At 53.1% G+C, this 26,354-nt stretch carries 23 protein-coding genes; 12 read left to right on the top strand and 11 right to left on the bottom strand.

Annotation, left to right across the window (positions count from 1 at the left end):
* Positions 1-32 precede the first annotated feature (32 nt).
* The 3 genes from PsB1_RS06535 to nth all read right to left on the bottom strand — a co-directional run bounded on the left by PsB1_RS06535 (position 33) and on the right by nth (position 3,200).
* The gene (locus tag PsB1_RS06535) at positions 33-800 is read right to left on the bottom strand and encodes a dienelactone hydrolase family protein (protein ID WP_284359900.1); all 768 of its coding nucleotides are present in this window, start codon (positions 798-800) and stop codon (positions 33-35) included.
* Positions 801-817: 17 nt separating this feature from the next.
* The gene (gene purH, locus PsB1_RS06540) at positions 818-2,404 is read right to left on the bottom strand and encodes a bifunctional phosphoribosylaminoimidazolecarboxamide formyltransferase/IMP cyclohydrolase (protein WP_284359901.1); all 1,587 of its coding nucleotides are present in this window, start codon (positions 2,402-2,404) and stop codon (positions 818-820) included.
* Positions 2,405-2,489: 85 nt separating this feature from the next.
* The gene (gene nth, locus PsB1_RS06545; protein WP_284359903.1) at positions 2,490-3,200 is read right to left on the bottom strand and encodes an endonuclease III; all 711 of its coding nucleotides are present in this window, start codon (positions 3,198-3,200) and stop codon (positions 2,490-2,492) included.
* Positions 3,201-3,309: 109 nt separating this feature from the next.
* Between nth and PsB1_RS06550 the strand changes: the two genes are divergently transcribed.
* The 4 genes from PsB1_RS06550 to glmS all read left to right on the top strand — a co-directional run bounded on the left by PsB1_RS06550 (position 3,310) and on the right by glmS (position 7,288).
* Complete coding sequence (locus tag PsB1_RS06550; protein WP_284359904.1) at positions 3,310-3,855, top strand: DUF2244 domain-containing protein; 546 nt, start codon at positions 3,310-3,312, stop codon at positions 3,853-3,855.
* Positions 3,856-3,874: 19 nt separating this feature from the next.
* The gene (locus tag PsB1_RS06555; protein WP_284359905.1) at positions 3,875-4,345 is read left to right on the top strand and encodes a VOC family protein; all 471 of its coding nucleotides are present in this window, start codon (positions 3,875-3,877) and stop codon (positions 4,343-4,345) included.
* 3 nt (positions 4,346-4,348) lie between these two features.
* Entirely contained in the window at positions 4,349-5,320 is a 972-nt protein-coding gene (locus PsB1_RS06560; protein WP_284359906.1) for an alpha/beta hydrolase, read from the top strand.
* Positions 5,321-5,464: 144 nt separating this feature from the next.
* On the top strand, positions 5,465-7,288 hold the full coding sequence (gene glmS, locus PsB1_RS06565) for a glutamine--fructose-6-phosphate transaminase (isomerizing) (RefSeq protein ID WP_284359908.1): 1,824 nt from the start codon (positions 5,465-5,467) through the stop codon (positions 7,286-7,288).
* Positions 7,289-7,600: 312 nt separating this feature from the next.
* Here glmS and tkt read toward each other — a convergent pair whose 3' ends face one another.
* A complete protein-coding gene (gene tkt / locus PsB1_RS06570; protein ID WP_284359909.1) occupies positions 7,601-9,571 on the bottom strand; it encodes a transketolase in 1,971 nt (656 codons plus the stop codon).
* Between the two features lie 180 nt (positions 9,572-9,751).
* Here tkt and PsB1_RS06575 point away from each other — a divergent pair, with 180 nt between their 5' ends.
* The 3 genes from PsB1_RS06575 (at position 9,752) to PsB1_RS06585 (ending at position 12,557) form a co-directional block, all read left to right on the top strand.
* Positions 9,752-10,153, top strand: a complete 402-nt coding sequence (locus PsB1_RS06575; RefSeq protein ID WP_284359910.1) for a hypothetical protein — start codon at positions 9,752-9,754, stop codon at positions 10,151-10,153.
* A gap of 105 nt (positions 10,154-10,258) precedes the next feature.
* Positions 10,259-10,969 carry a response regulator transcription factor gene (locus PsB1_RS06580; RefSeq protein WP_284359912.1) on the top strand — a complete coding sequence of 237 codons (711 nt, stop codon included), beginning with the start codon at positions 10,259-10,261 and terminating at the stop codon, positions 10,967-10,969.
* Positions 10,920-12,557, top strand: a complete 1,638-nt coding sequence (locus PsB1_RS06585) for a sensor histidine kinase (protein ID WP_284359913.1) — start codon at positions 10,920-10,922, stop codon at positions 12,555-12,557. Before PsB1_RS06580 ends, PsB1_RS06585 begins: the two co-directional genes overlap by 50 nt.
* A gap of 257 nt (positions 12,558-12,814) precedes the next feature.
* Here PsB1_RS06585 and PsB1_RS06590 read toward each other — a convergent pair whose 3' ends face one another.
* Positions 12,815-15,673 carry a [protein-PII] uridylyltransferase gene (locus tag PsB1_RS06590; RefSeq protein ID WP_284359914.1) on the bottom strand — a complete coding sequence of 953 codons (2,859 nt, stop codon included), beginning with the start codon at positions 15,671-15,673 and terminating at the stop codon, positions 12,815-12,817.
* A gap of 51 nt (positions 15,674-15,724) precedes the next feature.
* Positions 15,725-16,222, bottom strand: a complete 498-nt coding sequence (locus PsB1_RS06595; protein WP_284359915.1) for a SixA phosphatase family protein — start codon at positions 16,220-16,222, stop codon at positions 15,725-15,727.
* A gap of 198 nt (positions 16,223-16,420) precedes the next feature.
* Between PsB1_RS06595 and PsB1_RS06600 the strand changes: the two genes are divergently transcribed.
* The 3 genes from PsB1_RS06600 to PsB1_RS06610 are packed head-to-tail and all read left to right on the top strand — an operon-like array spanning position 16,421 to position 18,551.
* Entirely contained in the window at positions 16,421-16,864 is a 444-nt protein-coding gene (locus PsB1_RS06600; protein WP_284359917.1) for a hypothetical protein, read from the top strand.
* Between the two features lie 56 nt (positions 16,865-16,920).
* Positions 16,921-17,292 carry a YciI family protein gene (locus PsB1_RS06605; protein WP_284359918.1) on the top strand — a complete coding sequence of 124 codons (372 nt, stop codon included), beginning with the start codon at positions 16,921-16,923 and terminating at the stop codon, positions 17,290-17,292.
* A 2-nt stretch (positions 17,293-17,294) separates the two neighbouring features.
* Positions 17,295-18,551 (top strand): RNA polymerase sigma factor, encoded by a 1,257-nt coding sequence (locus PsB1_RS06610; protein WP_284359920.1) that lies wholly within the window; start codon positions 17,295-17,297, stop codon positions 18,549-18,551.
* Between the two features lie 340 nt (positions 18,552-18,891).
* Here PsB1_RS06610 and PsB1_RS06615 read toward each other — a convergent pair whose 3' ends face one another.
* Positions 18,892-20,205, bottom strand: a complete 1,314-nt coding sequence (locus PsB1_RS06615; protein WP_284359921.1) for an NAD(P)/FAD-dependent oxidoreductase — start codon at positions 20,203-20,205, stop codon at positions 18,892-18,894.
* Between the two features lie 454 nt (positions 20,206-20,659).
* Here PsB1_RS06615 and PsB1_RS06620 point away from each other — a divergent pair, with 454 nt between their 5' ends.
* Positions 20,660-22,234: a lysine--tRNA ligase gene (locus PsB1_RS06620; protein WP_284359922.1), complete on the top strand. Its 1,575-nt coding sequence runs from the start codon at positions 20,660-20,662 to the stop codon at positions 22,232-22,234.
* 450 nt (positions 22,235-22,684) lie between these two features.
* Here the strand turns inward: PsB1_RS06620 and flaF are convergent, their stop codons facing one another.
* Both flaF and flbT read right to left on the bottom strand, forming a co-directional pair.
* Positions 22,685-23,071, bottom strand: coding sequence for a flagellar biosynthesis regulator FlaF (flaF, locus tag PsB1_RS06625; RefSeq protein WP_284359923.1), 387 nt, complete (start codon positions 23,069-23,071; stop codon positions 22,685-22,687).
* Positions 23,019-23,471: a flagellar biosynthesis repressor FlbT gene (gene flbT / locus PsB1_RS06630; RefSeq protein ID WP_284359924.1), complete on the bottom strand. Its 453-nt coding sequence runs from the start codon at positions 23,469-23,471 to the stop codon at positions 23,019-23,021. The genes flaF and flbT overlap by 53 nt, the downstream gene beginning before the upstream one ends.
* Before the next feature lie 225 nt (positions 23,472-23,696).
* Here flbT and PsB1_RS06635 point away from each other — a divergent pair, with 225 nt between their 5' ends.
* Positions 23,697-24,452, top strand: coding sequence for a TerC family protein (locus PsB1_RS06635; protein WP_284359925.1), 756 nt, complete (start codon positions 23,697-23,699; stop codon positions 24,450-24,452).
* Between the two features lie 225 nt (positions 24,453-24,677).
* On the opposite strand, the gene PsB1_RS06640 is transcribed toward PsB1_RS06635, so the two are convergent.
* Both PsB1_RS06640 and PsB1_RS06645 read right to left on the bottom strand, forming a co-directional pair.
* Positions 24,678-25,025 (bottom strand): glycine zipper family protein, encoded by a 348-nt coding sequence (locus PsB1_RS06640; RefSeq protein WP_284359926.1) that lies wholly within the window; start codon positions 25,023-25,025, stop codon positions 24,678-24,680.
* 344 nt (positions 25,026-25,369) lie between these two features.
* The gene (locus PsB1_RS06645) at positions 25,370-26,347 is read right to left on the bottom strand and encodes a HupE/UreJ family protein (protein ID WP_284359928.1); all 978 of its coding nucleotides are present in this window, start codon (positions 26,345-26,347) and stop codon (positions 25,370-25,372) included.
* Between the last annotated feature and the right edge of the window lie 7 nt (positions 26,348-26,354).

A 26,354-nucleotide genomic window follows, 5' to 3' on the forward strand; every position in this document is an offset into this window, starting at 1 on the left:
TTTCCATCAATAGGAGTGACGAACTCAAATCCCTAAACCAGAAAACGCGCCATCCAATTGGCGAAGCGGGTGTGGGCATCACGTGCTTTACTTGCTTCATATCGAAAGGTCGGGTTGACGGAGGTTTCTTCATCAAATGAATGGGTGGCACCGGGGTAAATGTGCGTCTCAACATGGCAGCCCGTGTTGGATAAAAGCTCAGCGGCCTTAAGGGGTAGGCTAATGCCGGCGAGGCTATCATTTTGAGCCAAGATAAAGGCAGTTGGGATTGTCTTTGTCCAGCCGCGTGATAAGGTTTGTGCGCCAATCCCACACCATGGATAGACTAAAAAAGTAGTTTTTAGACCAGCAAATAGGTCATGGGGCAGAGCTTCCAAATGTGCGTGGCGGGCACATTCTTGACCCAGAGCTAACGCATCCATGATTGACCAAGCACCATGGCTCCAACCCGCTAGACCTAATCGAGCTTTATCAACCCAGTTTTGGTTGCGTGCCCAATCGAGGGAGGCAAGTACATCGCCCGCCCGCTCCCGGCCCCAAAGTCGCATGCCGCTACACACCAATAAACGGGCTTCTAGGAGAGTGATACCGCGCGGCGCAAACGAATTGACCAGTATGGAAGCCACCCCACGCGCGGCCGCAGCGGTGGCGTAATGAGGTTGTGGCCCGTTAGCATCGCCGCAGCCATGCAAATACACGACAGTAGGAAATGGCCCTGGACCTACTGGTTTCACAATACGGTAAAAAGGTGCAAAGCGTTCGGCGCGGGCTGCGAGCGTTTCAACGGGCAGCTTTCTCATGGCAGCTATCGCCCACTCTAATGACGGAAATGGCGCATGTTTGTGAATACCATAGTGATGCCTGCTTCATCGGCTGCCGCAATCACCTCATCATCGCGGATAGAGCCACCTGGTTGGATAACAGCGGTTGCACCCGCTTCAATGGCTTGGATCAAGCCATCTGCAAACGGGAAAAAGGCGTCAGATGCACAGGCCGATCCCATGGTCGCAGGCTTTGGCCACCCAGCTGTCTCTGCGGCCTCAACAGCGCGCACGGCAGCGATACGCGCGGAATCGCGCCGGTTCATTTGCCCAGCTCCAATCCCCGCTGTTACGCCCTGTTTCGCATAGACAATAGCATTGGATTTAACATGCTTGGCGACCCGGAATGCAAACAACATATCGCTGATTTCTTGAGGCGTTGGGGCGCGCTTGGTGACGATCTTTAGATCGGGCAAGGTGATGCGCCCCGTATCGCGGTTTTGCACCAAAAAGCCACCTGCCAATGTGCGCCAGGTCAAGCCCGCTTGGCTTGGGTCCGGGAGCCCGCCAGCCAGCAAAAGTCGCAAATTCTTCTTGGTTGCAAAAATAGCTTTAGCTTCTTCGTCGGCATCGGGCGCGATGACTACTTCGGTAAAAATCTTGATAATTTCTTCGGCGGCAGCGCCATCGAGTGTGCGGTTACACGCCACAATCCCGCCAAAGGCCGAAACCGGATCACACGCCAGCGCGCGCTCATAGGCTTCTTTGAGGCTTTTACCCAATGCCACACCACAGGGATTGGCGTGTTTGATAATCGCGACACCCGCCGCTTCATGGGCATCAAACTCAGCGACCAACTCATAGGCCGCATCGGTGTCATTCAAATTGTTATAGGATAATTCCTTGCCTTGCAGCTGGCGGGCGGTGGAAACGCCGGCCCGGTTCTCGGTCGTGCGGTAAAAGGCGGCGACTTGATGGGGATTCTCGCCATAGCGCAGGGTTTGGACTTTGGATCCACCAAAGGCGCGCCAGTCTGGGCTATTTTCTCCGACCTGATCGGCGTACCAGTTTGAAATCGCGGCATCATAAACGGCGGTGCGGGCATAAGCTTTAGCGGCGAGCTTTTTGCGGGTGGCCTCAGTGGTGCCGCCAAGGTCCGCCATATCGCGTAAAACCGCTTTGACATCATCAAGGTCCGTCGCAACGGCGCACCATCCAAAGTTCTTGGCACCCGCCCGGATCATCGCCGGGCCACCAATATCAATGTTCTCAACGCAGGTCTCAAAGTCCGAACCTGCCGCCAGGGTCGCTTCAAATGGATAGAGATTTACCCATAAGAGGTCGATGCCTGATATGCCATGCGCGCTCATCGCGCTTTGATGCTCTGGGTGGTCGCGCAAAGCTAGAAGCCCGCCATGTACATTGGGATGTAAGGTCTTAACCCGGCCATCCATCATTTCGGGAAAGCCCGTGATGTCAGCCACGTCCACAACCGAAAGCCCCGCAGCGGCGAGTGCTTTGCTGGTCCCGCCCGTTGAGATCAAGCGCACGCCTTGGCTTGCCAAATCCTTTGCCATCTCGATCAAGCCAGTCTTGTCCGAAACCGAAATAAGGGCAGTGCGGACAGGGCGGATCATAGACATGAGGATAGGCTCCAAACTGGGAGTAAAGGTAAGAAGTGCGCTTTATAGGGTGTGAATTGCGTGCTGGCGACCTAGCCTTAACAGCCTAAAGCTTGGCCTTATGCTTTAGGGTTTTGACTTGATCGGCAGGATTGGGTGTTTTGGGCTTATAGTGACATAGGTTGGCGATCCCACAGCGCCAGCATGCGGGCTTGCGGGCATCACAGACATAGCGCCCATGCAGGATCAACCAATGGTGCGCGCCCTGTTTATAAGCGCTTGGTGTGACGCGATCTAAAATCGCTTCCACTTGGTCAGGCGTTTTGCCCGGAGCCAGACCTGTTCGATTGCTTACCCTAAAAATATGGGTATCGACCGCGATAGTGGGTTCACCAAAGGCTTCGTTCAAAACAACATTAGCTGTCTTTCGGCCCACGCCTGGTAGGGCTGTTAATGCATCGCGGTCGCGGGGAACTTCGCCACCATGATGTTCAAGCAACAGACGAGATAGGGCTATGACATTTTTTGCCTTAATGCGCCAAAGACCGATGGTTTTGATGAAATCGGCCACTTTTTTTTCGCCCAAAGCTACCATTTTAGCCGGGGTATCAGCAGCAGCAAAGAGCCCATTGGTGGCCTTATTGACGGCAATATCGGTGGTTTGTGCTGATAGTGCGACCGCCACCAGCAAAGTATAGGGGTTAGAATAATGCAATTCGGTTTTGGGATCAGGGCGCTCTTTAGCCAATTGGGCATAAAGGGCTGCGATTGCATCGCGCTTTAGCTTTGACTTTGGGGCTTTGGCTGGGGTTTTCATGGCACCGATTTAAGCAGCGAAGTCTTTATCGTATAGTCATGATGCGCCGTGGCAATACAGCCAGAATAAAGGCGCTGTCCTTTATCGTTTTTTGCGCTAGGTTATAGGCATGAGCAGTCTGATCACAACGCTTGCGCAACCGCCTGAATTTTCCTCAGGCGATGCCATTTATATGGATGCCGTGCTGCGTCCCAACCGTTCCTTGTCCAAGCGGGGCTTCCTGATCTTTATGCTGGCTTTGATTGCGATGAGCATCTCTGTCAGCTTAGTTTTTATATCAATAGGTGCTTGGCCAATTGTTGGATTTTTTGGATTGGACGTCTTGTTGGTTTATTTGGCCTTTAAAGCCAATTTCAAGGCAGGCACGCGCGAATGCGAGACCGTCAAGGTCAGCGCTTCACAGATTGCTATTTCCAAGACTTGCCCTAAGGGGCGAGTGGGCTGGTGGCGCGTCCCGCCTAGTTTTGCGCGCGTGGTGATTGAAGAGCACAAGGCCGATGAAGCCAAAGTTGTGTTAGCCGCCGGGGGTGGGGAATTGCCTTTGGCCAATTGCCTTTCCTCGGATGAGCGACGCGCGTTTGGTGCCGCCCTTAAGGTCGCCTTGCATCAAGCGCGTAGCGAACGTTACGCGACTGAAACCTCAGTTTACCTTTAGCAGGGTGAAAGGCTGGATTATGGACTATTTGCATACGATGATCCGCGTTGGAAATTTAGACGCAGCTCTTGATTTTTTCTGCGGCGGTTTGGGATTGATCGAAGTGCGCCGAACCCAAAATGAGCAGGGGCGCTTTACTTTGGTGTTTTTAGCAACACAAGGTGATGCGGAACGCTTTAAGGCCCATGCCGAAACCTCCACACCTGGCTTGCCAGCAGGCTTTCCGATGCTGGAGCTAACCCATAATTGGGATGAAGTGACTTATGAGGGTGGTCGAAATTTTGGCCATTTGGCTTACCGCGTTGATGATATTTATACTTTATGCGCCCATCTTGCTGCCCGTGGCGTAGTGATTAACCGGCCACCCCGCGATGGCCATATGGCCTTTGTCCGCTCGCCTGATGGCATATCGGTAGAATTGCTCCAGAAAGGACAACCCCTTGCCCCGCAAGAACCTTGGGTGAGTGCACCCAATCAAGGGGTTTGGTAACAAATGCTCAAACGTCACAAGCCTTGGCAAGCTTTAAGAGCACTGATGATGATGGGTTTAGCGGGTCTGAGCGTCACCGCTTGCAGCACAGACATGCCCAAGGCCGTGGCGGAAGCGCGATATAGGTCCAATACCTCAGCCTTTATCAGCCTTAGTGACGGGGTTAGGTTGCATGTGCGCGATGAAGGCCCACGCGATGGCCCGGTCTTGATACTTGCCCATGGTTCCAACGCCTCGCTTCATACCTGGGAGCGTTGGGTAGAGGTCTTGAAGGCAAACTGGCGATTGATCAGCTTTGATTTTCCGGGCCACGGCCTAACCGGGCCATCTAAAAGTCGGCGTTATGATGGGGCAAGCTATGTGCAGGTGGTTGATGAATTGGCCCAGTATTTTGGCGTCAGCCGATTTGTTCTCGCAGGTCATTCTATGGGGGGTGGTGTGGCATGGCGCTATGCTTTAGCGCACCCCGAAAAATTATCCGGTCTCATTTTGGTAGATGCAGCAGGTTACCCAAGAGAAACGAAGGCCATACCGCTTGTGTTTCGCATCGCGCGCGCACCGATATTAGGGGAAGCCTTATCAGTGTGCACCACCAAAGGCATGATTGCGGCCAATTTGAAACAGGTTATGGTCGATGATGCTTTGGTAACGCCCCATATGGTGCAGCGTTATTATGACCTACTCATGCGCGAAGGTAACCGACAAGCGACCTTGGACAGAATGCGCGCCAAACCCAATCTGCCCGACGCTTATCAATCGATTCCAACTATTAAAGTGCCTACTTTAATTCTGTGGGGGGAGGAAGATCCATGGATCCCCCTCTCAGACGCCCGCCGCTTTGCCCGAGAGATTAAAGGCGCAAAGTTCGTAAGCTATCCAGGCATTGGCCATCTGCCGCAAGAGGAAATGCCAAAGGAAACAGCGCTGGTAGTAGGCAACTTCCTACAGCATATTGAAGCTGTCACATCACCATAAAGCCCTAAGCGTGACATTAGGGAATTAGATCTCATGCAATGTGCTGTCACCAAATGTGACAGAGATAAGGCTGGTCTTATTGGACTATGCTTTCTATTAGCGTGGAGAATGATTGACCATGTTTGACTTAAAGGACGCTTCGGCATGTGCGGCATCATTGGAATTCTGGGTCAACAAGGTGTTACGGCACGCTTAATAGAAGCGCTAAAGCGGTTAGAATATCGCGGCTATGATAGTGCTGGCGTTGCCACTTTGGTGGATGGCCTCATTGAAAGACGCCGGGCGCATGGCAAGATCAAGAACCTTGAAGATGTATTGGTCCAAAAACCTTTGGCAGGGCTAACCGGCATCGGTCATACCAGATGGGCGACCCATGGTGCGCCTACAACCCGCAATGCCCACCCCCATGCCACTACCCGCGTGGCAGTGGTGCACAACGGCATCATCGAAAATTTTCGTACTTTACGCAGCGAACTTGAGGCCGAGGGTCGTATTTTTGATTCAGAAACGGACACAGAAGTCATTACCCAATTGATCTCACTCGCTTTAGAGCTTGGGGCCAATCCAAAAGAAGCGGTCGTTGAAGCGCTTAAACGGGTACGTGGGGCTTTTGCGATTGCCTGCTTATTTGCTGGCGAAAATGATCTTCTTATCGGCGCACGGCAAGGCAGCCCCTTAGTCGTTGGTGTAGGTGAGGGTGAGATGTATTTGGGCTCGGACGGTATTGCCGTTGCGCCTTTTACCAACCGCGTCATTTATCTCGATGAAGGCGATCTTGTTGTGCTAACCCGCACCAGTCACGCGATTTATGATGCGGGTCACCAGCCTGTAACCCGTGAGGTCAAATCTGTTGCCGCAAGTGCTGCTGCGGTCGAAAAAGGCAATTATCGTCATTATATGCAAAAGGAAATTCATGAGGAGCCTGACGCTGCTGCCCGCACCATAGGTCATTATATTGATCCTTTGGAAGAAACATTAGCTTTACCCAATTGTGGTGTCGATTTTGCTGTTATTGACCAATTGTGGATCGTGGGTTGCGGCACCGCTTATCTCGCGGGTCGGGTTGGCGAATATTGGTTTGAGCAAGTGGCGGGCCTCGCCTGTGAAGTCGATATCGCCTCTGAATTTCGCTACCGCGAACCCGTAGCTGCAGGTCGGGCAGCGGCTTTATTCATCTCCCAATCTGGGGAAACCGCCGATACGCTCGAAGCACTTCGCCTTTGTAAACGTAAGGGCTGGAAGACCATCGCTGTTGTTAATGTGCCTGAAAGTTCGATTGCGCGCGAGGCTGATGCAATCCTACCGACCCTCGCCGGCCCCGAAATTGGCGTGGCTTCTACAAAGGCCTTTGTTGCGCAATTATCAGCTTTGGCCGCAATTGCAGTTGCCGCTGCACGGACGCGTCAAAAAATCGACCGCGGGGAAGAGCGCCACCTCTGCCATCTACTCATGGAAACGCCGCGCCTGATAGGTGAAGCAATAAAAGTTGAAGCCGCTATTGCCGCTGCCGCTAAAGAGTCCAGCCACGCTCGCTCCATCATCTATATTGGGCGGGGCATGTCTTATCCGATCGCACTGGAAGCTGCCTTAAAGCTGAAAGAAATCAGTTATATCCATGCTGAAGGCTATGCGGCGGGGGAGCTGAAACATGGCCCTATCGCGCTTATCGATGAAGTGACGCCGGTGTTTGCGATCGCGCCTTATGATCATTTGTTTGAAAAAACGATTTCTAACGTGCAAGAAATTGCGGCACGCAAAGGCCGTGTGACATTATTCTCTGATGCGCAAGGCATTGAAGAAGCAGGTGATGTCGCGCGCCATGTGATTGAAGCCCCCAAAGCCGATCCCTTCGTGGCACCCATCGTTTATTCACCCTTGATTCATTTGTTGGCTTACCATGTTGCCTTAGCCAAGGGCACAGACGTCGACCAGCCGCGCAATCTGGCAAAATCAGTGACCGTTGAGTGATTTGGTGTCTGAACGGATGCATCACAACGTTCCACCAATCAATTCATGAAAATGGATCGGCTTGGAACCGTCAACCAGCTCCATTGCCATCCGGTAAGCTTGATGATTGGACACGCCTAAGTCGAAAAACGGGTCTTGGTCCTACATCGGACGCCTTATTCCGTGTGTCCCCATGCACCTGAGGTGCATGGGGACATATGGATCCAACAGTATCGTCTCACGTTTCTAGATATGGTGCGTCCACCAAGCCACCCTGTAGAACAAGCACGCGCTTTGATGGGTATTCTCAGAAAAGAACAAGGGGTGTCATTTTCAATCAAGGCCAAGCACAGCGGCACAAATCGCCTCAGACGTAATGCCAAAATGCGCATAAAGCTCTTGATAGGGCCCAGAAGCGCCAAAGCCTTTCATGCCGATAAACATGCCTTGTGGCCCGATCCAACGATCCCAACCAAAACGCACAGCCGCTTCAATCGCAATCTTGGGCAGATCACCCCCCAGCACCTCATTTTGGTATTCAAAAGTTTGGGCCTCAAATAATTCAAGGCAGGGTGCTGAAACTACCCGCACCCCGATGCCGCGCTGTGCCAACTGAGTTTGTGCTTTCATAGCAAGCTCAACTTCAGAACCTGTGGCGATGAGAACCGCTTTTTCTGGGTGCTGGGCAGGGGACATGACATATGCACCCTGCGCGCTGCGATTGATGGGCGAGCCCTCACAGCGTTGGAATGAAAGCTTTTGACGAGTGAGCGATAAAACAGAAGGAGATTGCTCGGCCAAAATAGCCAATTCCCAACATTCGGCGACTTCAACAGGGTCGCAGGGACGAAATACCAACACATTGGGGATGGCACGCAAGGAGGCGAGCGTTTCAACGGGTTGGTGGGTCGGCCCGTCTTCGCCGAGACCAATACTATCGTGTGTCAATACATGAATGGTGCGTACACCCATCAATGCACCTAAACGCAATGCGGGGCGCAGATAGTCGGCAAAGACTAAAAAGGTTCCTGAATAAGGAAGGACCCCCCCATGAAGGGCCATACCGTTCATGGCAGCTGCCATGGCGTGTTCGCGCACGCCATAATGCACATAGCGCTCCTGATAAGCATTGGGACCAAAGGCCTTCATGCCAGCGACCTTGGTATTGACTGAGCCTGTCAAATCGGCAGAGCCACCCATCAGGCAATCTAATTCAGGTACCAACACTTCTAAAGCCGCGCCAGAACTTTCCCGTGTGGCAAGGCTTGGAGCGTGTTGAGCTATCTCTGCACAATGCGCTTTGATCAAGTTGCGCAATGGTACAGGGTCGATTTTGGTTTCGATTAGATCTTCAAACGCTGCGCGGTTTGGATGTTGCGCTAGGCGCTTGTGCCAAGCGGCGTGCGCTTTAGCTCCTTTTTGACCAGCCGCACGCCAAGTGGCACCAATCTCTTCTGGCACCACAAAGGGGGCGTGGGGCCAATTGAGGGCCGCCCGTGTCGCTGCTATTTCCTGCATACCCAGTGGGGATCCGTGGGTCTTTGCGGTCCCGGCTAAGTTTGGTGCACCAAATCCGATTTGGGTTCGACACGCGATTAAGCTTGGCTTCACGGAAACAATGGCTGCCGCCATCGCAGCTTCAAGGGCTTCGGGATCATGGCCGTCGACGCGCACCGCTTCCCAACCTGCGGCCTTAAAACGCAAGAGCTGATCGCCAGATTCCGCAACCGATAGTGCCCCGTCAATTGAGATCTCATTGTCGTCCCATAAGACGATAAGGCGATTGAGATTTAGATGACCGGCTAAAGAAATCGCCTCTTGGCTGATGCCCTCCATCAGATCGCCGTCGGAAGCAATCACCCAGGTGCGGTGATCGCACAGGTCAGCGCCCCAGTTTGCGCGCAGATGCGCTTCTGCCATGGCCATACCAACAGCTGTTGAAATACCCTGACCCAGTGGCCCAGTCGTCGTCTCAACGCCTTGGACATGGCCATATTCAGGATGACCCGCTGTGAGCGCGCCTATTTGCCGAAACGCCTTGAGCTGTTCGATCGTCATGGCTTCATAGCCTGTTAAATGCAGCAAAGAATAGATCAACATCGATCCATGTCCCGCCGATAAAACGAACCGATCACGGTCTGGCCAATTGGGCGCATGCGCATCAAATTTTAAGAATTTGGTAAAGAGTACAGTCGCGACATCTGCCATTCCCATGGGCATACCTGGGTGTCCAGAATTTGCAGCCTGAACGCTATCCATGGAAAGAAAGCGAATGGCATTGGCAAGGTCAGTATGGGACGGCATCTGATTTTAGCTTTCCTGCTAGAAACGCGGATTTGCTTATAGGACTCGTTCTTGGCAAACAATGGCTTGTGGCATGGGTCGCGTCGCGCCAGTGCGCTCGTGAGGGCCGTAGCCGCGCTACGTCCAGTTTTGACGTCAACATAATTCACAAGGGTCTTGTAGAAATCAGGAGATCCCTTCATGACAATTCTTGCTTATCCACAGTCCCGCCGCAATTCCAAAGCGCCAAAAGTGCCTAGCCCCGTATTAGTAGCACCGCCAACAGGGGCTTTGTTGAATGTTATCTTATCGTATGCCGACTTGTGTGAAGACATTGGTGGGGGCTTATCATTGTTGCGAGTCAGTGCACGACGCATGGCCGATGTTGTGATTGTCCAGACTTTGGGCCGTGAAGTGTCGCGCTTGAGGGAAGTTTCCATCATCTGGAATGATGAAAGCAGTGAAATTCATACCATCTTGGATGCGGCTAGCCCTCCTGGGATTGAAGAGGGGTGGTATGAGCCCCAATTTGAACTTACTGATTTCGCTTTGGCCTATCTGGCCAAGGAGATGGCCCTCGACTCCCAAGTCAAAGCGAGCTAATGATTGTAAGATTATGCAGTTCGCCTCTGCATTAACACTCAATTTGCCTTATTCTTGCCCTTGAAGGGGTAACATGCGGCCACAAACCACCTTATAGCATAAAGCATGACGACAATTGCCTTGGTCGATGACGACGAAAACATTCGTGCTTCACTTGTAATATTGTTTCAAAGTGAAGGCTATGAGGTGCGCACTTATCCCGATGGTGCCACTGCACTTCCTGCTCTTATTGCTGACCCTCCTGACATAGCGATCTTGGACATCAAAATGCCAAGGATGGACGGGGTTGAATTATTGCGCCGTGTCCGCGAAAGTTCTGATGTTCCAGTTATCTTTCTGACCTCAAAAGATGATGAGATCGATGAGGTCATTGGCTTTTCAGTCGGCGCTGACGATTTCATCCGTAAACCCTTCTCAACCCGCTTGCTTTCAGAGCGTGTCAAGGCAGTGCTGCGCCGTTCGAGACCTTTAGACTCCCCTGAAGAAGGGGATCAACCACTTGATGGTGATAAAAAGATTGTCACGCGTGGGTCGTTGACCATGGATCCAAACCGACATGCTTCCTTCTGGAAAGGTAAGCCTGTACGTCTGACTGTAACCGAATTCTTGTTGTTGCAAGCACTTGCGCACCGTCCAGGTTTTGTCAAAAGTCGCGATCAGCTTATGGATGCAGCCTATGATGACAGTGTGTATGTGGATGATCGCACGATCGATAGTCACGTAAAGCGGGTACGCAAAAAATTCCGAGAAGTCGATGGCGAGTTTGATGCCATCGAGACATTGTATGGGGTTGGGTATCGCTATAAAGAAGCCTAAACACAACGCTACAGAGTCCTTTGGCAAAACCCAAAGGCGCCATAGGCGTGGCGGGATTGCGGGCATCATCTTTATTGCAAATTTCGCCGGCATCCTCATTTTGGTGCTGGGTTCGCTTTTGTTCAATGAGTTAAGATCTGGTCTGACCAAGGCACGCATGGAAGCGCTACGCGCTCAAGGTTCCACCATTGCCAGTGTGATCGCAGAAGCGGCCATTCCACCTGACGCGTTGCCCGCATTGGATGAAATGCGTGCCCGTGCAATCTTGCGGCAATTAACGCGTGAGCCAGGCGCAAGGCTACGCTTGTTTGATCGAGAACTTAGACCAATTGCTGATAGTTCAGTCTTAGATGACACTGTCGAGGTCCGCCAACTCCCTCCCCTAGGCCCAGCAGCACCAGATGTGGTTGACGTAGCCGACCGCGCGGTCGCCAATGCTCGGGTCTTTATTCAAGGGGCCAGTGACGACCCACACAAAGCGCTCATCCGGGAAATCTCAACAGCCTTACAAGGTCAAGTCGTTCAAAGTGAACGCTTTGACGAGAATGGGCGACGGGTTGTTTCGGTCACAGTACCCATCCAGCGTATACGCGCGGTGGTTGGCGTTTTAACACTTGAAAGTAGCGATGTATCTGAAATTGTTGATGCCGAGCGTCGTGCACTTTACCCCTTCATTTTATCGGCCATATTGGTCACCGCACTTTCTGCCACCTTATTGGCGTGGTCGATTGCAGTGCCCTTACGCCGACTGGCCGCTGCCGCTGATGATGTCCGCCGTGGACGCGCACAGGCCCTGGGGGCGGACAAACTCCGCCAGCGTCCCGATGAGATTGGTGACTTAGCTGATGCCTTGGCCGCCATGACACAAACACTGCAAGATCGTATCAATGCCAATGAAAGTTTTGCTGCCGATGTGGCGCATGAGATTAAAAATCCGCTAGCGGCCATACGCAACGCCGCTGAATTATTACCGCGCGCGACAAGCGAGGAAAGTAAAGCAAAACTTGAATCCATAATCCTTTCAGATGCACGACGCGTTGATCGTCTGGTCACTGACATTGCCAATGCCTCGCGCCTAGATGCCGAACTAGCGCGTGCCAGCCAGAAAAAATTTGCAATGGCGGATATGATTGATGACATGGGTCGGGTTTATGCATCCATAGCACATGCGCACCAAGTTAAGATCATTGTTCAGCATACAGACGAAACCGATCGATTATTGGTTAGCGCCCGCGAAGAAGCCATTTCTCGTGTTCTAACAAATTTACTCGACAATGCTTTGTCCTTTTCCCCAGCCCAAGCTAACATTTATTTGCGCGGGACGCGCGAACATGAAAAGGTGTGTGTCCAAGTAGAAGATGAAGGCCCAGGTATCCCGCAAGAAGCCCTGCAAAGTGTATTCAAACGCTTTTACACCCATCGTCCAACCAGTGTCGGCGAAGAAGGCCAAGCCGCCTTTGGCAAACATTCAGGCTTGGGCCTTGCCATCGCCCGACAAATAGCCGAAAGTCACGGCGGGATTTTGTGGGTTGAAAATCGCACCGAGGGCCAAGGTGCCCGCTTTGTCCTTGAGTTACCAGCGGCTTAGTGGGCATCCAGTTTACGGATTTGCAGATCGTTTTGCATTCACCTTGTATCAGTTCGGGTTTAACCAATGAGGGACTGCTCTCAGCGAAGTTCAGTTGCGAGGATCTGTTTGATTGGGTGTTGTGAGCAAAATTGGCGTTTTGTTATCAATGACTTTGTCATTGAAATTGAATCGATATGTCTTTAGCAATGATTGGGCGCGAAGCCTATCTGTGGCATGAGGTCAGATCACACCATAATCACTCAAAGGGATAGGCTTTAGCGTCGACTACTGGCGCGTGCTTTGGCTAAAGTGCGCTTTGCGATTAGGCTTGGACCATCTCGGAGGTCAGCATCACCCAAGACACCCATCAGGCGTGCCTTTAAAGTTGCGATCACGCGTGGGTCACGAACTTTCAGGCCACCACGATCACGCAGATAGAAAGCATCGTTGGCGCGTTCGCCTACACTATCAATATGGGCCGAAGTGACATTGAGAGCCTCATCCTCAAACACTTGTGCCAAATCCGCCAATAGGCCTGGCCGGTCGCGTCCAGAAATCTCCACTATGGTGTCAAAAGCTGCGCCATCATTATCAATTGTGATGACAGGCTCGATGGCAAAAACTGCAACGCGATTGGTCGGTTTTTTGGGATGCAAGCTTGCATGTACCTGCGCAGAGGGCTTTCCAGTTGAAAGCGCCTCTTTCAGGTGGGCAAACAGGCGTTCAATTGTATCGGGTCTATGTTCGCCAAACGCACAGCCCGACTGATCTTGCAGCGCAAATATGTCAAAAGCAGTTCCTCCCTTAGAGGTATAGATGCGCGCATCAATCACATTTGCGCCTACCTGAGCGAAGACGGCTGTTAAAGCAGCAAAAAGGCCAGACTGATCGGGGCAATACACCAATATTTCAGTTGCACCCCGATAAGGGGCAAGGCGGCTTGCTAACCAAACGTCTGTGTTTGCTTGCAGGGCTTTGGCGATCTCGTGGCCGTGCCAGACTTGTTGCTCCGAATCAAAACCAAGCCAATATGCGTCCTCAAGATTACTGAAAAACTGGGATAAGATTGGATCGCTCAAGGCTTGGGTACGTCGTTCATCGGCTTGAGCTTTTAAATGGCGTCGAACAAATCGTTCATCAGAACGACCGCCACGTAAACTTGCCTCCGTGAGTTTATAAAGATCGCGCAGTAATTGTGCTTTCCAGTCGTTCCAAACACCTGGTCCCACGGCGCGAATGTCCGCAACGGTAAGGATCAATAATAAGCGGAGTTTTTCAAGTGTGCCAATTGTGGAGGCGAAATCGGTTACCGTCTTTGGATCACCAATATCGCGGCGCTGGGCAACCTCGCTCATGATTAAATGGTGACCAACAAGCCAAGCCACAAGCTCTGTTTCCGCTTCATCCAACCTTAAGCGTCGGCAAGCCATCGTAGCAGCTTTGGCACCTTCGATCTGTTGATCGCCTTCACCTTTACCGACATCATGGAGCAGCATAGCTAAATAAAGTGCGCGTCGATTGGCGATTTTTGGGAATAATTCGGTTGCAACTGGAAGTTCTTGATACAGGCGGGCGTTTTCAATGTCAGACAAATTGGCTATGCCGCGCAAAGTATGCTCATCAACGGTAAAATGATGATACATATTGAATTGGGTTTGCCCTACTATACGGCCAAATTCTGGTATCAGCTTGCCCAATAATCCGGCCTCATTCAGGAGACCTAGTGCGCGAGCAGGATTTTTTGGGGAAGCGATTAACTCTAGAAAGCTTGCAATGGCTTTTGGGTCTTCACGCATCTGGCGCCCCTTTGGTGCCAAGCGCGAAACCAATGCTAAGGCTCTGGGATCGATGTCCAAATCCAGTTGATCGGCCAGCTTAAATATGTCGATTAATGAGGAAAGATCGTTTTCCACATTTTGGGGGTCTGCAAAACCAATGCGGTTTCTATCTTCAACAAAGCGCGGATCGGCAAGCGGTTTGCTTTTGTTAGCGGCGACAAAAAAGCGCGATAACCGACGCGGGCTGGCTTTCTGGCGATCCAGCTCCAAACGGGCAGACAGGATGCGTGTCAAGGAACCGACTTGCTTGGTGACTAAAAAATAGCGTTTCATAAAGCGCTCAACCGCAGGGTTATCGGCCCGGTCACCATAGCCCATTCGACGCGCCATTTCAGGCTGCAAATCAAAGGTCAAACGCTCTTCGGCGCGCCCAGTCAGAAAATGCAAATGGCACCGCACCGTCCACAAGAACTCAGCAGCTTGGTTAAACTGCTTCATATCTTCGGGCGTGAAAATGCCCTTTTCGACAAATTGGCCGGTGTCATCGGTGGCGTGAATGTATTTGGCGATCCAAAAGAGCGTATGTAAATCGCGCAAGCCACCCTTACCGTCTTTGATGTTGGGTTCAACCATATAGCGGCTTTCGCCGGTTCGCCGATGTCGGTTATCGCGTTCAGCCAGCTTGGCCGCCACAAAATCAGCAGCTGTGCCTTCAAACAAGTCTTTGCGCAGGCGAACTTCTAGCTCACGGAATAAGAGACGGTCGCCGCACACAAATCGGGTTTCTAGTACTGAGGTTCGGATTGTCATATCTTCTCGCGCCGCACGCAGACATTCAGATATCGTGCGCGAGGCGTGGCCAACTTTCAGCCCCATATCCCAAAGCATATAAAGCATATATTCAATCACGCTTTCGGCCCATACCGCATCGCGGATCGGACGGACAAACATGAGATCAACGTCCGAAGAGGGTGCCATGGAATTGCGGCCATAACCGCCAGTAGCACAGACGCTTAGCCGCTCAGCTGCTGTAGGATTGCGCGCGCGTATCACATGTGTCGTCGTAAAATCATATAGGGCCGCGATCACTTGATCTTGCACGGCCGCCAGAAGATGGGAGCAATCAAGCCCTCCTGCCCCGCTTTCCAGCCTTTCTTGCGCGATCCAACGACCCCGCATGAATGCCCCTTTTAACAGCTCCAGAGCTCTGGTGCGGGTGGCCTTGTCATCGCCTAAATGATCTAAGGCGGCTGCGTTCAATTGCACACGAAGCCGATCGCCATCCACCACAGTCTCAATCGACCAGGGTTTTAACCGGTACTGCTTTGGCTTGGGTTTGGGTTGGGGTTTTGACATGTTTGATCAAGCGCATAGAAATTTTGATTTGTCGTTAGTCCGTCTAGAGCCTTAGGTAGGAAGTGGTGCCCAAAACTGCTTCAGCTTAAAGCCTGAATGTGCCCCAGTATCGGCATGAAACCAAGCGATACCTGAGGTTGGCAAATGCTCCATCAATTTGGTTTGGCCAGCCTCAACACCCCGGTCACCCTTCATCAAGCGGCGCGCCAGATCGTGCAAGCCTGGGTTATGAGCGATCAGGATTGCAGATGAATGCATGCACTGTTCTAAGGCCCTTAGATAATTGGCAGGTGAAGCCAAATAGAGCGCACGCGACATTTCGACAGGCGTTTTGGGGAAAGCTGTTGTGCACGCGTCCCAGGTTTGGCTAGCGCGCAATGCGGTTGAAACCAAAGCTAGATCAGGGAGAAAGCCTGCTGCTTTCAACCGCAAAGCTTGAGCACTGGCTTGTGCTGCTCCAAACGGCGTTAAGCCACGGCAAAAGTCATCGCGTGCTTCAAGGGGTCGAACCGCTTTGCCATGACGGAAGAGCACCAATTCTGAGAGCATTGACCAAAGTCTCCACATGAAAGGGGTTCAGTGATCGTTGCGCACCCCCGCTTTGTCAAGTTAGCGCGGACTGCAAGAAAATCAGCGCGGTTTGTCGGCGATGTCGAAATCGACCCATGCTCAAGTGTCATGCCCATGAGATCACCCTCCGCTTTCTGGCAAAGGCGATCTTGGAATAGGACAAAAGGAGCAAGTTGTATGACAGAATTAGTAGGCAAACTCAGACCACCACTTTGGCTGATGGTAGTCGCAGGGCTTGGATTGGCTTGGAACTTTTTTGGTGTATTGCAGTTTTTCACCACGCTTAATCCCAGTTTAGAAAGTCTGATGGCGCAGGGCCTGACGCCCGATCAAGCGGCCGTTATGGTGTCGATCCCGTTTTGGATGAAGCTGGCTTTTGCAATTGGGGTTTTTGGTGGCGTTTTGGGCTCAACCCTTTTGGTGTTCCAGACCCCAGTGACACGACCCATCTTGTTATTGTCACTCCTTAGCTATTGCGCGCTTTATGTGGGCGATATCACCCATGGTGTGTTTGCGGCCTTAGGGACCAGTCAAGTGATCGTCCTTACCACCGTTGTCGCCATCGCAGCAGCTTTGCTGTGGGTCGCCCACTTTTCTAACAAACAACGCCTTTTGGCCTAATCTCACCTCTCGACCAGACTTTGGGTCTGAGTCATAACTTAAAAAGGAGAACTACCATGCAATTCATGCTGATTATGAACGAAACCGAAGCCGAAAGATCCAAGCGCGACGACCCAGCTACAGCCGGGGCTTATTGGGGCGGTTGGACAGCCTTCGTTGGCGCGTTACAGCAATCTGGCATCATCATTAATGGGGATGGCCTGCAGCCACCCCATACCGCGACGACGCTGCGCATCCGCGATGGCAAAAGGGTGGTCCAGGATGGCCCATTTGCCGATACCAAAGAGCAATTAGGCGGTTACTTCATTATTGAAGTGCCGGATCTCGATGCCGCACTCGAATGGGCGGCCAAATCTCCGGCGGCCAGCGCGGGCTCGGTTGAAGTGCGCCCTGTCATGCCCCCGCGTTCTACCGCGCCTGCGGGCTAAGCATGGTCGGTGGCCGCACCCGGTCGACGGAAGTGGCGCAAGCTGCTTCAGTCGAAGCTGTTGTTGTGGCGACGGCGCGCAATTCTTATGGCCGTCTCGTAGCGCTCTTGGCGGCCCGTGATGGCGATCTGGCTGCCAGTGAAGATGCCTTATCGGAAGCATTTGCAGCGGCCCTACAAACCTGGCCCAGACGTGGCATACCGACCAATCCCGACGCTTGGCTTTTGACCACCGCGCGCAACCGCCTGATCAATACCCACCGGCATGAGGCCGTTAAGCTGCGCGGCATGGACGAGATTTTGCGAAGGATGGACGCCCCCTCTGCAACTGCGGCGCCCATCCCGGATCAACGCCTCAGTCTTTTGTTTGTGTGCGCGCACCCCGCCATTCAAGAAGATATGCGCACGCCGCTCATGCTCCAGACCATATTAGGCCTCGATGCCGCCCAGATCGCCTCTGCCTTTTTGGTCTCGCCAACGACCATGGGCCAACGGTTGGTGCGGGCCAAAGCCAAGATTAAGGCCGCGGGCATTGGCTTTAAAATTCCAGACCTCGACGCCCTACCCGGTCGCTTGGACGAAGTTTTGTCGGCGATTTATGCAGCCTTTGGGACTTCCTTTGATGCCGTCGCAGGGTCAGATGACCACAATATCTCATTGGCTGACGAGGCGATTTTTCTCGCGCGTTTGGTCGTTTCACTTTTACCGCAAGAGCCAGAGGCTTTTGGTCTCTTGGCGCTGATGCTCTATGTCGATGCGCGCAAGGGCGCGCGCTGGGGGCCTGAGGGCGAATTTGTACCCCTCAAGAATCAAGACGCAAAGCTATGGGAGCGCGCGAAGATTATCGAAGCCGAAGGATTGTTGGCGCGTGCCTCCAAGCTCAACCGCCTTGGTCGGTTTCAGATCGAAGCCGCGATCCAGTCGATCCACATTCAAGCCCCAATCACGGGTGCCACCAATTGGGCGGCGCTACGCTCCTTCCATGAACTTCTGCTGACCCATCGGCCCAGTATCGGCGCCTTTGTTAGCTATGCGGCTGTCCTACAAGCCATGGGGCAAGGGCGCGCGGCACTTGAGGTCTTGTTCAGCCTCAATACCGCCGATGTCAGCACCTATCAGCCTTATTGGGTGACCTTGGCGGCGGCCCATCGCGGGTGTCAGGAAGCGGCGGCAGCGGCGATAGCGATGGAGCGCGCGATAGGGTTGACGGAGAACACGAAGGTGCGGGCGTTTTTGTTGGGGGAGCGGGAAGGCGGGTAAGCAATCCGCTCCGTGCGGTAGGATGCATTCCAACCATGGGATGCACCATTGTCAAGCAATTCTTAAGATCGCTAATGTTTGTCCGCAGCCAAAGCACTTGGAACGGCTTCAGGCCGCACTCTGCTTGCCTTGAAGCCACCCGACAATTGTCTCTGCGCAAGATGGGGGGTCAAGGGGCGCGCCTATGGCGCGCCCCTTGACGCCCTATCTTGCGCGCTCAAACTCGACTTAAGCCTTTGCGCAGGCAGAGCATAGCGCAAAGGCTGTCTAAGTAGAATACGCTAAATCTAACCTCACAGCGAACGCGATAGTGCTGTCCTGACGAACCGCACCCTACGCCCTAATGCAGCTTAAATTTCGGTCGGATGATATGGTTGACATGGCCGATGATGATGAGGGTCAGGCCGCGCCACCAGCCGTGGATGGCGATCAGATGCATGCGGTAAAGCGACTGATAGACCATGCGGGCGACCCAGCCCTCAACACGCATACGCCCGCCAACCAAATTACCCATGAGGCTGCCCACTGTTGAAAAGCGGCTAAGCGATACCAGCGAGCCATGGTCGTGATAGACAAAATCCTGTTGTGGCTGGCCCGCTTGTGCGCGCACCAGATTATGGAAGACTTGGCTGGCCATTTGGTGGGCCGATTGCGCACGCGGCGGAATGGGGCGGTCGCGGCCGGGCAGCATGCAGGAAGCGCAATCGCCCAGCGCATAAATGCGGTCGTCGCAGGTGGTCTGTAGCGTTGGGCGAACGACGATTTGGTTGCCGCGAGTCAGCTCCAGATCGCCCAAGGTGCGAATTTCTTCAGCACCCTTTACCCCGGCAGCCCACACAATCAGATTGGCCGCAATCACGGCCCCGGTGCCGGTATGAACCTCGTTTTTGGCAAGCTTCACCACTTGGGTATTGTCGAGCACATTGACGCCCAATTTCTCCAACTCAAGCTTGGCACTTTCGGCGAGCTTCTCATCCAAAGCGGGTAATATTCGAGGGCCAGCTTCAATCAGCGATACTTCAAGCTTGGATTCATCAAACACCTCGAGGCCGTAATGGCGCAGTGCTTTGGCGGCATTATACAGTTCTGCAGCAAGCTCCACCCCTGTGGCACCGCCACCAACAATACAGATGCGCACGGCGGCCTGCGTATCGCCCGTCTGATGGGCGTGGTTGGTGCGCAGGCAGGCGTTGAGTAGTTTTTGTCTAAAGCGGTCGGCTTGCGGGCGGTCTTCGAGAAACATCGCGTGTTCGCGCACACCCGGCACGCCAAAATCGTTTGAAATCCCGCCCATTGCGAGGACCAGATAATCATAGCGAATGCTATGTCGAGCGATGATCTCCTCACCGCGTTCGTCTAATAAGGGTGCGGTGGTTATGGTGCGGGCGATCCGATCGACACTTTCAAGGCTGCCATTGAAAAACCGATAGCCCCAGCGCACGGCATGGCCGCCATAGCCCACTTCATCCAGATTGGCATCGAGCGAACCTGCCGCCACTTCGTGCAATAAGGGCTTCCAGACATGGGTCAAATTCCGGTCGATCAGGATGATGTCATGGTCTTTGCGGCCATAGCGCGAGCCGAGCAAACGAACGAGCTCTAAGCCCCCGGCGCCCCCGCCAACGACTACAATTTGTGTCTTTCTCTGACCCACCCAATTCCCCCTTAGACCGCGACATAGCGTCCATTGACCTTATCAGTGTAGCGCCTGACTACTCAAGCTTGAACGTGAGCTTCATTACGTGCGCGGGGTGTTTGCGTCATGCAGTGGCGCTTTATGTCGGTCCATTGTTGCATTTTCCCGCACAAGTCCTGATCCATCATGCAATGAGCAGTAATGCACAAAACCCACTGTGTTATTGTGAAATAGGTGGATGGTATGGGATGATTATAAAAATGGGTGGCAGCCTGATTGGTACTTCTAAACTGTCCATCACGCACATCAAAAGCAGTGCAATTATAAGCCTCGAGAATAATAATGGCGGTATAATTCAGTATGTGTACCGCCCCGGACTGAGGAATAGGCGTACCGTGGATTTGACCTTAAGCGCTGATTTTGTCACAACGCCGCACCATCCACTAACCCCCCTATGATAAATGAGACTTGAATGCAAGATCGTGCATTATTGGCTGGCGATGCCAAAGCTTGGCCGTTTGAACAAGCACGTTTACTGCTGGACCGCGTAAAGAAGACCGGCAGGCAAAGCCCAATTATCTTTGAAACCGGCTATGGCCCATCAGGCTTGCCGCATCTTGGGACATTTGGCGAAGTCGTGCGGACAACGATGGTGCGTCAGGCCTTCATTGCGCTGACCAATGGCACAATTGAAACCAAGCTGATCTGCGTCAGCGATGATATGGATGGCATGCGCAAAGTGCCTGATAATGTGCCAAACTCAGAGGCACTGGCCCTCTATCTACAAATGCCCTTAACCGATGTGCCCGACCCATTTGGCACACACGAGGGCTTTGCCCAGCATAATAATGCGCGCTTGCGCGGCTTTCTCGATAGTTTTGGCTTTGATTATGAATTCAAATCGGCGACACAGCTTTACCGCTCCGGCGCATTTGATGCGACCTTGCTGCGCGCGCTAGAACATTACGACGCCATTATGGGCGTGATGCTTCCGACTTTGGGCGAGGAACGCCGTAACACCTATAGCCCGTTTTTGCCGATCTCGCCTACCTCGGGTCGCGTGCTTTATGTGCCGTTGAAGGCTAAAGACCCCAAGGCTGGCACCATAACCTTTCGCGATGAAGACGGCACCGATGTGACCATGTCTGTGACCGGTGGGAAGGTCAAAATGCAGTGGAAACCCGACTTTGGCATGCGTTGGGCCGCTTTGGGTGTCGATTTTGAAATGTATGGCAAAGACCATCAAACCAATGGTCCGATCTATTCCAAGATTTGTCGGATATTAGGGGCTGAGCCGCCAGTTCAATATTGCTATGAGTTGTTCTTGGACCAAAATGGCGAAAAGATCAGCAAATCCAAAGGCAATGGGATTTCAGTTGAGCAATGGCTGAGCTATGCGCCTCCTGAAAGTCTTTCGCTCTATAATTATCAAAAGCCGCGGGTAGCCAAAAAGCTCTATTTTGACGTGATCCCACGTGCGGTTGACGAATACATCCAATTTCTCGATGCCTTCTGGCGCGAGGAGCCCGCCAAGCAGCTGGAAAACCCGGTTTGGCATATACATAATGGCAATCCGCCACGCCATAGTTCACCCATTAGCTTTGGCCTTTTACTCAACCTGGTCTCAGCCGCCAATGCATCAACAACAGAGGTTTTATGGGGCTTTATCAAGCGCTACGCGCCGCAAGCCACGCCCGAGACCCAACCCTTGCTCAACCAATTGGCCGGGTTTGCGATTGCCTATTACCGCGACTTTATTGAGCCCACCAAAAAGTTCCGTGCGCCATCAGACCAAGAGCGCGCAGCGATTTTAGACCTTCTAGGCCAATTGGATGCACTATCGTGCGATCAAATGGATGGGGACAGCATCCAAACCATGGTGTTTGAGGTTGGCAAATCCAACGGCTTTGAAAACCTGCGCGATTGGTTCAAAGCCCTCTATGAAGTTCTGCTTGGCCAAGAGCAAGGCCCTCGTTTTGGTGGCTTTGTGGCGCTTTTTGGGGTTAAAGAAACCATGGCACTGATCCGAGAAAGACTAGCTTTATGAGGGTACGCCTGCACATTGCAACCTATGAAGAGATAGGCGATTTGGGGCGACATGGCAGAGATGAAGCTTTTTATGGCGACACCCTTGGACGCTTGATCGGAGACATGTGAAGCCAATACTGGTTGAGGCTAACCACTTCAGCATGGGGATCGACACCCCATCGATTAATGATTGCCAATTTGAACCAGAAAAATCCCACTTTCATCCTGGTAATGAATTTCTATTTCGACCTATTTAGATGATTTAATGGTAGGTTGATCCTCATTACGTTAGGTCACCACCTAGGCCTAAGGCATTGTATCGCTGTTGCGCTTTCAATGGATTGAAATGAGCAACAAGCCCGACAATGTCAGTGCGATCCAATTACTTAACGATGGAAAATTCCTAAAGGATCCAAAAGCCCCGTTAGACTTGATTAACCTTAAACACCTTGACGCAGCAGGCTCAAACCTATTCAGCCGATTGCAAAACCGGGGAATTTGTTTCGATTTGGCTGGCAAGTCCTTGCATTATGGACCGATTAACATCGATTAAGGGCTCGACTGATTCGCCTTTTTGCATGACTTCACTGGAATAACGACTAACCCATAGGCTAAGCGAAATGATGGATGCGCGCAGAGTCTCAGGCAGGGCGTTGGTTGAAGACATGCAATCGCTGGCCATAAACGACCATACGCGACGATTCCAATCAATCGCATCCATCCGCTTACCAATTTCATAGCGGGGAAGATCTTGAATTTCGATCAGGGCCCGCGTGACTTGTCCAAACAAACGATACTCTAGCTCACGCGGCGTCTCGACCCGTTGCTGCGCTGTCTGATAGGCTCTCAAAGACATGTTTTATACCTTCTAAATTCAGCCTTGCGGCTTCGAATTCCATTAGCTTTCTGCACCGCGTGAGCGCTTTATAATACTCACCAGACATGACTTCACGCGAGATATTAACACATTCTTCCAAAACCGATGGGACACGCACTACACCCATAAATTCGGTCATACGCAATGCAAACTCATTATATTGTTCAGGTGTTTCGTGGCCTTGCAGATACATGAGCATGATCGGTAGATAGATTCTGCGGGCAGGGGTATTGGCTTCTTCGAGTTGCATTATGTCTTTTTCACGCAATACAGAGGCTTTGTTTTGAAGTAACAAAGTGGTGCGACGATCCCCATTTTGCACCACAGCACCATTTAGCACGATTTTTTCATTCGGCTTTAGGGACAGTTTCAGTGGCATTATCAGCTCCTTAGTGCCTACTGCGCTTCACGAGGAATCATCGGAACGATGTATCTAAGCGCAATTTCCTCAAACATACTAAACAAACGTGGTTAACGAATGCCTTATCACACTTTCACATGCAAGTTCATGCACCATGGATTGATTTGATCTGTTTGTCATTGGTCATATTGCTTGACCAAACCTGCCCCAACGGGCAACCAACCCATAAAGGGGTACCCTTAATTGACCGATTGGTTTACATGGATGGCATCTGCCGATGGCTGGGCGTCATTGGCGATTTTGACGTTGCTAGAAATTGTATTGGGGATCGACAATGTCATTTTTATCTCCATCGCGGCGTCAAAATTGCCAAAAGAACAACAGGTAAACGCGCGCAGAATGGGTTTGGCCCTAGCACTTTTTTTACGCATCCTGCTTTTATCGATGTTGGTATGGCTTGCCGGACTAACCAAGCCATTGTTCGCCTTGTTCGGCCATGCATTCTCTGCCCGAGATTTGATCCTGATTTTGGGCGGGGGTTACCTCCTCTACAAAGCGACGATTGAAATTGGCGAATTGGTCCGCGCCAAAAGGGTAGAAGACCATGCAGGCCCAAAGACTAAATCTTCACAAATGATGATCGTAGTCGCTCAAATTGCCGTGATTGACGTCATTTTTGCCCTTGATTCGATTGTGACTGCGATTGGGATGTCGAGCAATTTGGCGATCATGGTCACAGCCGTTGTGATCGCCATTGCGGTGATGATGTTTGCCAGTGAAACAGCCTCAGCCTTTATTGACAAATATGAGACCACAAAAATGCTGGCCCTCGCTTTTTTGTTGATTGTCGGCATGGTTCTGGTGGCCGATGGCTTTGGCCAACATATTGAACGTACCTATCTTTACGCCGCGATCGCCTTCTCGGTGCTGGTCGAAAGCCTCAACATTGTGGCGAAACAAAGAAATGCCCGCGAGGGACAGGATGGTGAGGGGATATAGAGGGTGAAAGCCATAGACGCGCATGGGACCGCGACCCCGCTTCTTCGTGAAAACGGGGGCATCATTACACACGTGTGATCATGGGTTTTGGCCAGCTCCGTGGCGGGGGTAAAGGTGGTGGCCTTGATCGGCTTTTCTGGATGATCTGAACCGCCATGGCATCGTACATGGCGTTGGGTTCTGTGCCACAGCCGGCCATCACACGGGGATGTTGAGGTGGAGCCATCAACAAGCCATGACGGCGTCGCGCCAGCGTGAAGGCCAGGCGCCGCGCCCTGTTAATCGGATCATGCAGTCGTTGTAGTTCCAGCTGTAGGAGCGGCTCTTCTGTGCAAGGCGGCGTGTCGCGCCCACGCCAGCCCCGATGGCGGCGCCCTGGCCGGCATGTCCGGAAAACGACCCCACGACGGCCCCTCGCGCAGCACCACGGGCCGCCCCCGTGGAGGTTGGCGTCGATCGTGCGGCGTTCCTCGTATAGGCCTCGCAGGATTGGCTTTTGGTCTGTGCGAGCGCCGTCTCGGCGGTGAGCAAGCAGCCAGCTGTCAGCACTACGGCCGCAAGCAAATGCTTCATGGTCCTCCCCCTCGGTTCTCCGCCCTAAGGGCGGACAAAGCACCTGTGGCCAACGCTCCAGTATGAACGAATGCCCAATATCAATCTGGAGCAGAACTTTGGCTGAAGCTTAGCGGGATAGCAAACGGTCTCGAACTGTGAGGCTATCGATATCGTCAATGTTATCGACGTGATAATGTCGAAGCCATGCGAAGGCGCTCATGCGATCCGGCTGTTTCTCCGGGTACGCCCCAAGGTCTGACCTTGCACGTAATGCCCCGATATCCGGGTTGGCGGCGGTGGGCATGGCGCCGCTTTCGACACACCTTTGCGTGATCACCGGGAACGGCGCCGCCGCCATCGCTTCAGAAGAATGCCGCGACCCGCTCGAACATCCAGTAACTGGCAATGCCGCCTATGGCGTAGGCGGGCAGCACCGCAGCCCAGCGCGGATCGGTCGGCCCGGTAACGCGGCGCACCAGCGCGGCGGCTGCGAGCAGCGCGGCCACGAACAGCAACTGCCCGATTTCGACGCCGACGTTGAAGAACAACAGGGCCAGCGGAATGCTGTTCTGCGGCAGGCCGACTTCGGCCAACGCGCCGGCAAAGCCGAGGCCATGGAGCAGGCCGAAGCTGAAGGCGATCAGCCAGGGCTTGCGGACCGCAAGGCTTGTGCGGCCCTGCTGCCGGTGCAGGATCTCCGCGGCGACGAACACGATCGACAGGGCGATGATCGCTTCGACCGGTGGCCCCGGCACCTTCAGCACGCCCAGGGTCGCCAGCGCCAGCGTGATCGAATGGGCGATGGTGAAGGCGGTGATGGTCAGCAGAAGCTTGCGCCGGCTGTCGACCAACATGACGAGGCCGGCCACGAACAGGAGGTGATCGATGCCCTGCCAGATATGCTCGATGCCGAGCAGGGTATAGCTGCTCACCACCTCCCATGGCCCCGGGCTGGCGGCGGCGGTGAACACCGGGTTGGCCGGGTTCAGCCGCTCCAGTTGCTCGGTGCCGTCGCTGCGCGCCATGCGAACCAGCACGTCGACCGGCACCAGCGCCAGGCCAGCAAAACCGATATCCCTTCCCGTCAGTCCGCCGGGTACGGCGATGCGCCAGCGCTGTACGGTCGCGCCGCGGGCATAGATGCCACTGTGGGGCGTGACGTCCCGTGTGCCCGGGGGGAACACCGGCTGCAGCTTCAGCACCTTGCTCTCGTCCAGCGCCGGCACTTTCCAGAGCACATCGTAATAGCCGCCGCCGCGCTCGATCAGTTGTAGATAGGCCGGCTTGAACTCGTCGGCGGTCGCCGGCAGGGCGAATAGCAGGGCCAGCCAGAACAGCATGGTCCTG

The organism is Candidatus Phycosocius spiralis (assembly GCF_030158815.1).
GTDB classification, from domain to species: domain Bacteria; phylum Pseudomonadota; class Alphaproteobacteria; order Caulobacterales; family Aquidulcibacteraceae; genus Aquidulcibacter; species Aquidulcibacter spiralis.